Raw genomic sequence first — 12,444 nt, forward strand, 5'->3', positions numbered from 1 at the left:
AGGATTAGTGATACCCGTCACCCACTCGTACCTTGCCGCGGAACACCCAGTAAGTCCAAGCGGTATAAGTAAGAATAATCGGGATAACGAACAGCACACCAATCAGCAGGAAAAGCTGGGATTCAGGGGCAGACGCAGCGTCCCAAAGCGTATAATTAGGAGGCACAATCACTGGCCATTTGCTAACGATAAGGCCCAAATAGGTAAATACATAGATGCCTATCGTCGCAACGAAAGGGATACCTTCCCTACGCCGCTTCACCGACCTATACACAGTGAACGCACATAGCAGCGCAAGCGCCGGAAATATCCAGATGATCTGAAGATGACCAAACCAACGCTCCCACACCACAGGATTCACGAACGGTGTCCAGAGGCTAATAATAGCAAACACGCCCAGCACTATTGCTAACAGCAGTGGCGTAATTTTGTAGGCCCAATCCTGAATGTGGCCTTCCGATTTAAGAATAAGCCATGTGGCGCCTAGCAGTGCATAGCCCGCCATTAAACCTAAGCCGGTTAAAACCGAAAACGGGGTAAGCCAATCAAAAGGGCCGCCAACAAAGGCGAAATTTTCTACTCGAAAGCCTTGGATATAGGCACCCACCACGGCACCTTGCGCAAAGGCAGCAATAGAAGAACCCCAGCAAAATGCTCGGTTCCACCAGTGCCGGTTACGACGTGACTTAAAACGAAGTTCAAACGCCACACCCCGGAATATCAGCCCTGCCAACATAAGAAAGACGCCAATATACAGTGCTGGTAAAAACACGGAATAGACCAGCGGGAAAGCGCCAAGCAACCCTGCTCCGCCAAGCACTAGCCACGTCTCGTTACCATCCCATACCGGCGCTACAGAGTTCATCATGACGTCACGGGCATCTTCATCCGGGGCGAAGGGATAAAGTATCCCAAGCCCCAAATCGAACCCATCCATCAGGACGTACATCATGATGCCAAAGCCGATGATGAACGCCCATATTAGCGTTAAATCAAACATTTCCATGTTTAGCTCCTAGCCGGATCAACGTCATCATCAAAGGGGGTATGGGCAGCAGACATTGGACGCATAGGACGATGGAAGTTATCGCCCACCGTCTCCCGCTCTTCCTCTGGCAGCATGCCATTACGCACAACACGCGTTAAGTAATAAATACCGGCATAGAACACCACGCCATAGACGAGCACATAGCCAACCAGAGTAAACAGCGCCATCGGCCCTGTTAGCGACGGCGTGACCCCTTCGGCATGGGTCATCATCCCGTATACCAACCAAGGAGCACGGCCCGACTCAGTGACTATCCATCCGGCCAGTACTGCCACAAAAGGCATAGCAATCATGCCAGTCAGCGCTTTCAGGAAAACAGGGTTATGGTAGATACGCCCTTTGCGGCGCAGTATTAACCCTGCCAAAGCAACAGCGATCATCAACAACCCAATGCCAACCATTACACGGAAAGCCCAGAAAACAATCGCAACCGGTGGCTGCTCATCCGGCGCCGCCTCTGAAATTCCTGGCACTTCCCCGTCTGCTGAGTGGGTCAAAATAATGCTCGCTAAACTAGGAATGCCAATAGCGAAACGATTGGTCTGTGCCTCTTGATCAGGAATTGCAAACAGCAGTAGCGGTACGTTAGTTGAGGTTTCCCAATTGCCTTCCATCGCCGCCACTTTTGTAGGCTGATATTCCAAGGTATTCAAGCCATGAAAATCACCGACAACCGCTTGAGCAGGCGCCAGGAACAGCAATAACCATAAGCACATTGAGAGCGCCCGGCGATTAGCTTCCGGATCGCGACCTCTCAGTAAGAACCAAGCGCTAACCCCTGCTACAACAAAGCCACCGGTAAGAAACGATGCCATCGCCATGTGAGCAAAACGGTATGGGAATGAAGGGTTAAAGATGGCTTCCATCCATGAAACAACATGGAAGCGATTGTCAATCAGCTCGACCCCTGCCGGCGTATGCATCCAGCTGTTAGCTGAGAGAATCCAGAAGGAGGAAATGAACGTACCAACGGCCACCATGATAGCGGCAAACAGGTGCACGCCCTGCGGTACTTTTCCTCGGCCAAATAACAGCACCCCAAGAAACGCCGCTTCTAAGAAGAAAGCGGTAACCACTTCGTAGCTTAGTACAGGCCCTAAAAAATTAGACGCTGCCTGGGAAAAGTTGCTCCAATTCGTACCAAACTGGAAAGACATAACGATGCCCGACACCACCCCCATGCCAAACACCACAGCGAACACCTTTGTCCAAAACAGCGACAAACGATCCCACGCAGGGTTTTTGGTTTTAAAATAGAGGCCATGAAGCAGGGCAATATAAGATGCCAAGCCTATGGTAAAAACAGGAAAAATAGCGTGAAACGATACAACGAATGCGAACTGTATTCGCGATAGCACCAGGGGGTCGAGTTCCATCACACTCTCCTAAGACCTGAACAAATATCCCATCACTGGGTCACACAAGCTTAGTTGAGCCTTAGTGGCACTGCATTTTAGTTATAAGCACTAAGCTTATTCTTTATCTAACGCCTATCTTACAGCTTCGACAATGGCTATACAGAGAAAGTTTGCCGTTAAGCTGTGTCGCATTGACGCAGAGTTAAAAGCACTTTAGGTGGTGACTACGATGCTCACCATATAGCCGGTATAAGCCAAAAAAAGCGCCAGCAAAATACCGCCTTCAACACGATTTATCCGGCGCGGTCGACCTCGCCAGGAAAATGCGAATAGAACCATTAGCAGCGTCATGCAGGTCATCACACTCCAATCACGCACCAGAACTTCGCGCCCCATCTCAATGGGGTGAATAACCCCAGCCAAGCCAACCACAGCCAGGCTATTGAATAAATTGGAGCCCACCACGTTGCCCAGCACCATATCGTGCTCTTTACGGCGTAGCGCACTAATAGAAGACGCCAGCTCAGGCAAAGAAGTACCTATAGCAACCACGGTCAAACCAATAATCAGGTCGCTAACACCAAAACCAACCGCTATCTCGACCGCTCCCCAGACCAACAGACGCGAACTCACAATCAGCAACACTAACCCCACGAGCGTCCACATGAGCGCTTTGCCCCGGGTCATGGGTTTACTGTCCAGCGACTGAGCAACTTCATCAACCAGCGGATCATTCGCTTGCCCGCGTGAGCGCACGATACTTACACCGATAAAGAGTACCAAGGCAACAAGCAGTACAACCGCCTCCCAGCGTGAAATCCATCCATCAAACAGCATAAAGCCGGTTAAAAGCATAACGGCGACTAATAACGGCATCTCTTTGCGAATAACATCTGAATGCACCGCCAAAGGTGCAATAAGCGCTACAAAACCTAACACGAGCCCGATATTAGCAATGTTTGACCCGTACGCATTACCTACTGCTAAGCCAGGATTTCCCTGCATGGCGGCTAACACCGATACGGTCATCTCAGGTGCAGATGTTCCAAATCCAATCACCAGCATGCCAATAAGCAAGGGTGAAAGCCCCAGCCAGCGTGATGTAGCCGCAGCACCATCAATAAATTTTTCGGCGCTCCAAATAAGTAACGCTAATCCCACCAGCACCGCTATATAAGCGAGCAACATTTCAGTTCCTTAATGTCGTAATGTTAGGCACTATCGCGGGTGCATCCTTGTCCAACCCTTCACATCAGTCAAGAAGAGTTTATTCGCGGGTTTGACAGCCAAGCACGCCCGCCGTATTAGTGTTAACTACTTAATGTATTGAGAGCTCGCTGTTGCCCCACTACCCTCTAAAAAAACGCCACTTACCGGTTAATACACCGCTGGTTGATCGCCTACCGCCTGAGCTTCGCGTTCAGCGTAGGCGGCTGCGTGCCTGCCATGAGTGCGACTGGGTTTCAGCACTGCCCCCGCTTAAATCTGGGGAGAAAGCTTCCTGCCCACGCTGTTCTCACGTCCTGGTTAAGCGTAACCGCTTTCCAGCCCAACGCAGCATGGCGCTTGCTCTCGCTTCGCTTATTGCCCTGCTGATTGCAGTATCATTTCCGTTTATCAGTTTTAACGTAGGTGGCGTGGGTAACCGCATTGAGCTCTCGCAGACAGCCACTACACTAATCGCCTTTCACCAGCCTATTGTCGCAATTGCGGTCATCATGACGATTATCGTGCTGCCAGCGGTTTATCTGGTGGGCGTCATTTGGCTGCAGTACGGCCTTTTACGCGGCAAACATATGTCATTTAGCCGTGACATCGCGCGCTCTTTAGCCCACCTAACCCCTTGGATGATGGCCGATGTCTTTATCATTGGCGCCCTGGTCAGTTTAATTAAAATTGCCGGCATGGCGCATATTGAGCTGGGTATCTCTTTTTGGTCGTTTTGTATGTTTGCCGTGTTATTGCTAAAGACGTCACAGTCTCTTGACGCCGACTGGATGTGGTTCTCGCTGGAGGGCGAACCCCTCGCGCCAGAAGGAACAAAAACTGGCACCACCGGCGCCAGCCAAGGGGTGACAGGGTGTCCAACCTGCGGCTTAGTGAATCGCCTTTCTCCTCAAGGCCAAAACCGCTGCACACGCTGCCATGAAAAGCTCCACCAGCGCTTACCTCACAGTTTACAGCGCACTTGGGCACTGCTCTTTGCCGCCACCATTATGTATATCCCGGCTAACGTCTACCCGATTATGACCACGACTAGCCTAGGGCACACAACACCTTCCACCATCATTGGCGGGGTAGTGCAACTGCTTCAAATGGGCTCATGGCCGATAGCTGCAGTTATCTTTATTGCGAGTGTCATCGTACCCGTAGGTAAGCTCGTCGCCTTGGCGTGGCTCTGCCTTGTAATAAAGCGCAGCAACGAACTGAACGCCCAAAGCCGCACTAAACTTTACAGGCTCACCGAGTTTATCGGCCGCTGGTCAATGGTCGATGTGTTTGTTGTTGCTATCTTAGTTGCCCTCATACGGGCCGGCTCGTTAATGTCAATTACCCCTGGCCCAGCTGCATTGGCATTTGGAGCCGTGGTAGTGTTCACCATGCTTGCTGCCATAACCTTTGACCCACGCTTGATTTGGGACGCCCCACCCACATGCTCTACTCGCCGTGAAACGGCCACCAAGGAACCTGTTGATGGCTAATGATTCAACCCCGCAGCAAAGAACAACGCCTTCAGAAGAGAACGACTTGCACAGGGCGAAGTCATCGCCTCAGACTAGGCTTTCGCCTATCTGGATTGTGCCAATTGTCGCTGTCATTATTGGCATGTGGCTGGTATACGACAACTATACAAGCCGCGGCACGCTGGTAACACTCAATATGGAAAATGCTGAAGGCATAGAGGCAGGCAGCACATTAATTCGTAGCCGCAACGTTGAAATAGGTCGGGTACAAAGCGTGCAGCTATCTGACGATCTTTCCCACGCGGTCCTGACTGCCCGCATTCAACCTGAAGCTGAAACTATGCTGCGCGAAGACAGCCGCTTTTGGGTCGTCAAACCACGTATTGGAAGGGAAGGCATCAGCGGCCTTGGCACCGTGCTTTCAGGTGCTTATATTCAGCTTGAGCCGGGTAGGTCTGAAGAGCCACGCCGTGAGTTTCAGGTCAGCGACGTTCCCCCGGTCGCGCCTGCAGGCCAAGCTGGGCTGCACATCAGTCTAGTGAGCCAGCTGGGCAATTCACTGCGTGTAGGGGATCCCGTGTCCTTCCAAGGCTATACCGTTGGCCGCGTTGAAGACACACGTTTTGAGCCTGAAACTCGTACCATGCATCACCATGTCTTTATAGAAGACCCTTATGCACAGCTTGTCACGGACAGCACTCGGTTCTGGACGTCTAGCGGCGTTGATTTTCGTTTAGACGCCGATGGCGTCCGTGTCAACGTAGAGTCCCTGGAAGCGCTGCTGGGCGGCGGGGTTACCTTTGGCGTACCCGAGGATTTACCCATGGGCCGCCCGGTAGAAGCCAATGCCAGCTTTAGCCTCTATGCAGATGAAGATAGTGCCCGCGAGGGGACATTTAACCGCTATCTCGAATACGTGCTACTGGTTGAGGATACGGTACGTGGGCTCTCAAAAGGGGCGCCCGTGGAGTTTCGAGGTGTCCGCCTGGGCACCGTTGCCGCCGTCCCCTGGAACTTTACCGCTCCACAACCTGATTCACGAGCTCAGTTTTCTATACCAGTATTGATCCGCATTGAGCCGCAACGTTTAGGTATTGAAAATGAGGATATTGATTTAGAGATGTGGGAAGAGCGTTTTCAGCGCATGTTTGGCATGGGCCTGCGCGCATCCCTGAAAAATGGCAACCTGCTCACTGGCGCCCTCTTTGTCGATCTGAACTTCCAGCGGGATTTAGCCGATCAATATTTGGCTGAGTCTTTTTCAGAACGCACCGTTTTCCCCACGGTGGCAGGCGGGTTTGCACAAATCCAAGCGCAAGTGACCAATTTATTGGATAAACTTAACGGATTAGAGGTAGAGCCGCTGTTGGCCGGCCTAGATCGCAATCTGCAGGCGTCAGAGAGCGTACTCAACGAAGTTCGTGAAGTCAGCGCGGCAATGAACCAGCTTCTAAATGACCCAGATACCCAAGCACTTGGCGGCAACCTGAACGCTACACTCGATGAGCTACGCAGCACACTACAAGGTGTTTCGCCCTCTTCGCCTGCTTACCAGGAGTTAACCACCGCGATTCAACGCCTAGACCGTTTGATGCGTGACCTACAGCCCCTTACCCGCACGTTGAACGAAAACCCCAGGGCATTGCTATTTGATAACCTGGACACTCAAGATCCAATTCCCCGTGCTCCACGCTAACAAGGAATGACTATGCGCTTTCTGACCCTTAAGGCTTTACTGTTGCTCGGCCTGAGCCTTCTGCTGTCGGCCTGTGCAAGCAGCGTTACCCCCCCGGCACGCTACATGCTACCGAGCAGCCCAGCGGTTAACGCCCCGGTTCAACCCCAAGCCACGCTTAAAGTAAGCGCTCCACGGTTAGCACATTATCTAGATGTTGATGGTATTGTTATGCAGTTAGATGATATTGCCCTCAACGAAGCGCGGGAGCATCAGTGGGCGGAAAGCATAGGCCGTCAGCTGGAGCGATCACTGCGGGTGCACCTTGCCCATGAGCTACCCACTATCCAAGTAGTTCGGGAAGAGATCAATGCACCTAGCGGTCCAACACTGCAACTTGAAATTGATCAGTTCCAGGGAAGGTATGATGGGGTTGCTGTGGCCAGCGGCCAGTGGCAGCTTCGAAGCAACAGCAATGAACTTTTGGCGATGAAAAGTGTTACTGCTGAAACAGAACTCAATGAAGATGGCTACCCAGCATTGGTACGCTCACTAGGCGAGAGTTGGGCCAGCATTGCCGGCCAGATCGCACATCAGCTACGCCAAGGCAACTTTTTTGAGTAGGTCAGCTTGGGCACCTCATGTCGACCTGCCTATTAACGGCTAAGCTACGTCAGAGACTCGGACAAGGACGCGATATGAATAGTGACAACACGTTAGACGTTGAGGCGCTACACAAGCAGCTTGCTAGCCTAACGCACTCTCTAAAAGCATGGCTTGAGGGCGATACATCACTCTCCCTATTAGAGACGGCCCTAAATAGCCATGAGGCTATCACCGTCATACTGGTTGCCCAGGGAGCCCCTGCACAGGCTATTGAGACACTGGGACGCATTGAACAGTTTGTTGCTGAACAAGCCCTTGAGCTATACAGCGCCCCCAGCTCTGCCCAACAGCAAGCACATATTCTTGAAAACTTTACCCGCCCGTTAATGACCCTAGATGGCATTGGCCCTGCCACGGCGGCGCAGCTATTTGATGCTGGCATAGCGCACCCCAACCAACTCTTTGAGCTTAGCGCCGATGAAGTCGCCTCGCTGCCACTGCCTGCTGCCAGTCATGCGCGGGTTACCAGCCTTTATGCGCAGCACATTGACCACCAATAAGCACGTTGAAAGGCACCGCCAGCTAGCAATCGTGATACACTGTAATGGTGTATCACGGTTATTTTTCAGCACTACCCCGTCACTTCCGAACAAGGCTTTGTCATACGTACTTGCCTTTTGCGGCTAATAAATGTCCATCGCGGCAGCGCACTTTATCTGGCAAACTTCGCTGCCGCGACGGTGTATCATCCTCGCTTTTTGAACATTACGCTTAGCAAACTGCCGCCTGTCGGTATGACTTGCTAGGTGATTGCGGAGAACGCATGAGCTTTTCTGAACTTGGTCTGCACGACGATTTACTGCGCGCCGTTACCGCGCAAGGCTATACCCAGCCAACCCCTATTCAATTAAAGGCTATCCCCGTAGTACTGGAGGGGCGTGACCTACTCGCCAGTGCCCAAACCGGCACAGGTAAAACAGCTGGTTTTACGCTACCGATGCTTCAGCGGCTCGCTAACGGCAAGCGCCCCGCGAAACGCCAAGTAAGAGCTCTCGTCCTCACTCCTACCCGTGAGCTGGCCGCCCAAGTGGGTGAAAGTGTTTCCGCTTATGGCCAACACCTTGCGCTTCGCTCCCACATTATTTTTGGTGGCGTTGGTCAGCAACCCCAGGTTGATGCCTTAAAAGCAGGCCTTGATGTCTTGGTTGCCACCCCAGGCCGGCTGCTTGACCTTCAACAGCAAGGCCATGTCGATTTATCCGCAGTGGAAATCCTTGTTCTCGATGAAGCGGATCGCATGCTCGACATGGGCTTTATTCATGACATTAAGCGGCTGCTGCGCTTGGTGCCAAAAAAGCGTCAAAACCTGCTATTTTCCGCGACGTTTTCAAATGAAATTCAAGCGCTCGCCCAGCAACTACTCGTCAACCCTGCGTTGATTGAAGTTGCACCGCGCAACACCACAGCCGAACGAATTGAGCAGGCCATTTATCGCGTAGATCGCGATAAAAAGCGTGAACTACTCGCTCATTTGATCCAACAGCATGGCTGGTTTCAGGTGTTGGTGTTTACACGCACCAAACATGGCGCTAACCGCCTAGCAGAGCAGCTCTCCAAGCAAGATATTCCTGCGATGGCAATCCATGGCAATAAAAGCCAAGGCGCCAGAACTCGGGCTCTAGGCGCTTTCAAAAGCGGTGACCTACAGGTACTGGTGGCCACCGATATCGCCGCGCGCGGGCTGGATATCAATGAACTACCCCACGTAGTGAACTTCGACCTGCCTAATGTAGCGGAAGACTATGTGCACCGTATTGGCCGCACAGGTCGTGCAGGTAGCAATGGTGAAGCCGTCTCACTGGTATGTGTCGATGAGCATGGTTTACTCAGCGGCATCGAACGGTTAATCAAGCAGACACTTCCCAAGCGTATTGAGCCCGGTTTCGAACCTGACCCCAACGCCAAGCCCGAGCCGATTGAAAATGGGCGCCGGGGCCAGCGGCAACCCCGCGCCAAACGTAAGCCTGACGGGCAATCCGCGTCTTCAAGCGGCGAACGCCGCCGCGCCCGCCGCTAGCCTGCCGGCAAGGAATATGCGAAGGTTAGCGCCCTGCATATTCCAGCATTACCACTGAATTGATTCATGGAGTGATCATGGCGTCGAAGCAACTAATTAATGAGTACCGTCAGTGGCTTGCCTTTCAGCATCAAGAGCAGCTGAGTCGCGAACATCAAGGTATTTCACAGCGCCTAGAAGATGCGCGTGCTTCTTCAGGACAAGTGCTTCAAGCATATCGCAGCATGGCCGAAAAGGCGTCGGTGGAAGGTGCCTGCTACCGTACGCTTTTTTTGCGCGAGCGCGACAGCAATGACGCGCTCCCCTGCGAAGGCTGGCTCTTCGTGCGGCGTGTACTGAGCGAAGGCAACAGTACGCGGGTGCGCGTGACCCTGCTTGAAACGTTTACCCTTGAAGAAGGCATTATCGCTCCTGGCGATAAACCTGCGCGCAAGCTAACCCTGGAAATCTATGATAAATTAGATATCAATAAAGGAATGCGCACCCAGGTACGGGTAGACTGCTTGGACACTCCTCAGGACTACCACTTTATTACCCTGCTCGATGCGGTGCGTGGAGATTTACGTCCACACCTTAAATAAGCGTAAGCGCCCGCCATGGTCTCTCGTCGTGCATTCACCTTCATCTTACTGATGTTCGTAGTAGGGCTTAATTTGCGCCCTGCTATGTCATCGGTTGCCCCACTGCTAAACCGCCTACAAGAGACCGCCGGATTAACACCTGCGGCCGCAGGTATTCTCACCACCTTACCGGTACTTTTCCTGGGCTTGTCGGCCCCACTCGCACCAATGTTGGCCCATCGGCTTGGTAGTGAACGTGCGCTAAGCGGAGCGCTATTACTATTAGCCAGTGGGCTAATAGTTAGGGGGCTACCGCTGCCCGGCAGCCTATTTATGGGTTCTGCTATGGCAGGCACAGCTATCGGGATTAGTGGTACGTTGCTGCCCGCCTTGGTCAAACGAGAACTGCCTGAAAGTGCCGACTTACTTACCGGGCTTTACACCATGGCGCTCTGCCTTGGGGGTGCGCTGGGCGCTGGGCTTAGCGTACCACTAATGCAATGGCTGGGAAGTTGGCAGCTGAGTTTAATGAGCTGGTCCCTGTTAGCGCTTGTGGCATTACTTCTATGGATCGCGAAGGCCCCCAAAACCCAGCAATCTCAGTTACCCACTTCACCAAAAGCACCGCTTCTGCATTTGCTACGCAAACCGCTGACTTGGCATGTCATGCTGTTTATGGGCATCCAGTCCTCAATGGCGTATATCGTGTTCGGCTGGCTGCCCACACTACTGGTATATCGCGGATACGATGAGGCCGCCGCGGGCTGGACAATGGCTATTTCAATCATGTGCCAGCTAGGCGCTGCACTATCCGCCCCTTGGCTGGCTCGCTTAGGCAAAGACCAGCGCCCCGCCCTGCTGCTGGTTCTGTTCAGCACTGGATTAGGCCTTTGGATGCTGCTAATCGCGCCATTGGCCTGGAAGTGGCCAGGGGCAGCGCTACTTGGCATTGGTCAAGGCGGCAGCTTCAGCTTAGCACTTAGCCTTCTGGTATTGAGAACCGCTAACTCACGTTTAGCCGGGCAGCTCTCTGGCCTCGTCCAGGGTGGAGGTTACACGCTTGCATCCCTTGGGCCATTTGGCGTGGGCCTGATGCTCCAAGCAGGTGCCGGCACTGAAGACATCGCTTGGCTACTTATTTTATTGATTCTAATCTGCTGCGGGTTTGCGCTTCTCGCTGGTCGTAAACGTCGACTAGATGACCAGTCAGGCAAACTGATAGTACATAACAACTAACTTACTAGTGACACTAAAGCTACCGATGCAAAGCGGCCCGTTAACGCAGTCATCGACCATTTCAGGATAATGCTTTGAGCACGACGTCTCCTTTAACATCTTCAGCTCCCACTAAAGAGCGCCTGCTGGTCATTTATACCGGCGGCACCATAGGCATGTTGCAACAGGCGAATGGCCTTACCCCAGGCGGTAATTTTCGTGACCGCCTACATCAAGCATTAAGCCACCTTCCCCTGGCACAACGGCAAAGCCTACCCGCGTACGATGTTATTAGCTACGCGTCGCTAATCGATTCAAGTGCTGCCACACCGCTTAACTGGCAGCAGTTAGCAAGAGACATCGCCGATAACGTCAACGCCTATCGCGGCTTCGTGATTATTCATGGCACCGACACATTAAGCTGGACGGCCGCCAGCCTTGCTTATCAGTTACAAGGAATAGATCGTCCCGTAGTGTTAACTGGCGCCATGCAGCCGCTAGAGGCCCCGAATAGCGACGCCTTGGATAACCTGTACGGCGCATTCCGCTTTGCCGTCCAACCTGCACTGCAAGAAGTGGCTATCTATTTTGCAAACCGGTTGTTACGAGGCGTTCGCTCCATCAAGCAGCACAGCAACGCTGTAGATGCATTCTCCTCCCCCAATTACCCACTTATTGGGGAGCGAGTAGGCGATGACTTTATACACTATCCTAGCCGGGGACTGGCCTGCCAACAGCGAGGTGCCCCACGCTTTGAGCTAGCCGACTATCTTGCAGTAGCCCAGGGTGAAGTCGCAAGAGTCGTCCTTTGGCCTGGTATTAGCGCGTGGCAATTGGAGAGCATACTTGGCGACTCACGCATCAAAGGCGCGCTATTACAGCTATGGGGGGCGGGAAACATTCCTAGCAACCCTGACTTACTCGCGCTCATTGCTAAGGCAAGTGGTGAAGGCAAACTCATTGCAGCAATTAGCCAATGCCCCCAAGGGAGCATTCATTTAGGTGCCTATGCGGCAGGCGACGGCCTTGCCGACGCTGGCGTGCTCTCAGGCGATGACATGACGCCCGAAGCTGCCTATACCAAGCTGGTTCACTTACTCGCCCAACCGCTCTCTTTTGAAGACCAGCGTCGCCGCTTTTTGACACCACTCGTCGGAGAACGCTAACGCGCTTTTTGAGAAAAGAGACTGGCATAGTCGCTCATTCACGCTATGTTTAAGT

At 52.8% G+C, this 12,444-nt stretch carries 11 protein-coding genes; 8 read left to right on the forward strand and 3 right to left on the reverse strand.

The genetic code is table 11. From position 1 onward, the window contains the following. Positions 1 to 4: 4 nt before the first annotated feature. From BB497_13290 to BB497_13300, 3 genes are all read right to left on the reverse strand, one after another. A complete protein-coding gene (locus tag BB497_13290) occupies positions 5 to 1,006 on the reverse strand; it encodes a cytochrome d ubiquinol oxidase subunit II (protein ID AVI63607.1) in 1,002 nt (333 codons plus the stop codon). A 2-nt stretch (positions 1,007 to 1,008) separates the two neighbouring features. Continuing rightward, on the reverse strand, positions 1,009 to 2,424 hold the full coding sequence (locus BB497_13295; protein ID AVI63608.1) for a cytochrome D ubiquinol oxidase subunit I: 1,416 nt from the start codon (positions 2,422 to 2,424) through the stop codon (positions 1,009 to 1,011). Positions 2,425 to 2,619: 195 nt separating this feature from the next. Continuing rightward, complete coding sequence (locus BB497_13300) at positions 2,620 to 3,594, reverse strand: calcium/sodium antiporter (protein ID AVI63609.1); 975 nt, start codon at positions 3,592 to 3,594, stop codon at positions 2,620 to 2,622. A gap of 152 nt (positions 3,595 to 3,746) precedes the next feature. Between BB497_13300 and BB497_13305 the strand changes: the two genes are divergently transcribed. The 8 genes from BB497_13305 (at position 3,747) to BB497_13340 (ending at position 12,389) form a co-directional block, all read left to right on the forward strand. Continuing rightward, positions 3,747 to 5,108 carry a paraquat-inducible protein A gene (locus tag BB497_13305; protein AVI63610.1) on the forward strand — a complete coding sequence of 454 codons (1,362 nt, stop codon included), beginning with the start codon at positions 3,747 to 3,749 and terminating at the stop codon, positions 5,106 to 5,108. Then, positions 5,101 to 6,786 (forward strand): mammalian cell entry protein, encoded by a 1,686-nt coding sequence (locus BB497_13310; protein AVI63611.1) that lies wholly within the window; start codon positions 5,101 to 5,103, stop codon positions 6,784 to 6,786. Before BB497_13305 ends, BB497_13310 begins: the two co-directional genes overlap by 8 nt. A gap of 12 nt (positions 6,787 to 6,798) precedes the next feature. Beyond that, positions 6,799 to 7,389, forward strand: coding sequence for a hypothetical protein (locus tag BB497_13315; protein ID AVI63612.1), 591 nt, complete (start codon positions 6,799 to 6,801; stop codon positions 7,387 to 7,389). Between the two features lie 74 nt (positions 7,390 to 7,463). Beyond that, complete coding sequence (locus tag BB497_13320) at positions 7,464 to 7,931, forward strand: hypothetical protein (protein ID AVI63613.1); 468 nt, start codon at positions 7,464 to 7,466, stop codon at positions 7,929 to 7,931. Between the two features lie 263 nt (positions 7,932 to 8,194). Then, positions 8,195 to 9,448, forward strand: coding sequence for an ATP-dependent RNA helicase RhlE (locus BB497_13325; protein ID AVI63614.1), 1,254 nt, complete (start codon positions 8,195 to 8,197; stop codon positions 9,446 to 9,448). Positions 9,449 to 9,525: 77 nt separating this feature from the next. Next, positions 9,526 to 10,029, forward strand: coding sequence for a hypothetical protein (locus tag BB497_13330; GenBank protein AVI63615.1), 504 nt, complete (start codon positions 9,526 to 9,528; stop codon positions 10,027 to 10,029). 15 nt (positions 10,030 to 10,044) lie between these two features. Then, positions 10,045 to 11,244: an MFS transporter gene (locus tag BB497_13335; GenBank protein ID AVI63616.1), complete on the forward strand. Its 1,200-nt coding sequence runs from the start codon at positions 10,045 to 10,047 to the stop codon at positions 11,242 to 11,244. Positions 11,245 to 11,318: 74 nt separating this feature from the next. After that, positions 11,319 to 12,389, forward strand: a complete 1,071-nt coding sequence (locus tag BB497_13340; protein ID AVI63617.1) for an L-asparaginase 1 — start codon at positions 11,319 to 11,321, stop codon at positions 12,387 to 12,389. Positions 12,390 to 12,444 lie beyond the last annotated feature (55 nt).

This window comes from Halomonas sp. GFAJ-1, from assembly GCA_002966495.1.
Taxonomy (GTDB): Bacteria; Pseudomonadota; Gammaproteobacteria; order Pseudomonadales; family Halomonadaceae; genus Vreelandella.

What these genes read in the sequence shown, in the direction of transcription:
- BB497_13290 (AVI63607.1), bottom strand. Translation starts at nt 1,006, where the DNA reads ATGGAAATGTTTGATTTAACGCTAATATGGGCGTTCATCATCGGCTTT.
- BB497_13295 (AVI63608.1), bottom strand. Translation starts at nt 2,424, where the DNA reads ATGGAACTCGACCCCCTGGTGCTATCGCGAATACAGTTCGCATTCGTT.
- BB497_13300 (AVI63609.1), bottom strand. Translation starts at nt 3,594, where the DNA reads ATGTTGCTCGCTTATATAGCGGTGCTGGTGGGATTAGCGTTACTTATT.
- BB497_13310 (AVI63611.1), top strand. Translation starts at nt 5,101, where the DNA reads ATGGCTAATGATTCAACCCCGCAGCAAAGAACAACGCCTTCAGAAGAG.
- BB497_13315 (AVI63612.1), top strand. Translation starts at nt 6,799, where the DNA reads ATGCGCTTTCTGACCCTTAAGGCTTTACTGTTGCTCGGCCTGAGCCTT.
- BB497_13320 (AVI63613.1), top strand. Translation starts at nt 7,464, where the DNA reads ATGAATAGTGACAACACGTTAGACGTTGAGGCGCTACACAAGCAGCTT.
- BB497_13325 (AVI63614.1), top strand. Translation starts at nt 8,195, where the DNA reads ATGAGCTTTTCTGAACTTGGTCTGCACGACGATTTACTGCGCGCCGTT.
- BB497_13330 (AVI63615.1), top strand. Translation starts at nt 9,526, where the DNA reads ATGGCGTCGAAGCAACTAATTAATGAGTACCGTCAGTGGCTTGCCTTT.
- BB497_13335 (AVI63616.1), top strand. Translation starts at nt 10,045, where the DNA reads ATGGTCTCTCGTCGTGCATTCACCTTCATCTTACTGATGTTCGTAGTA.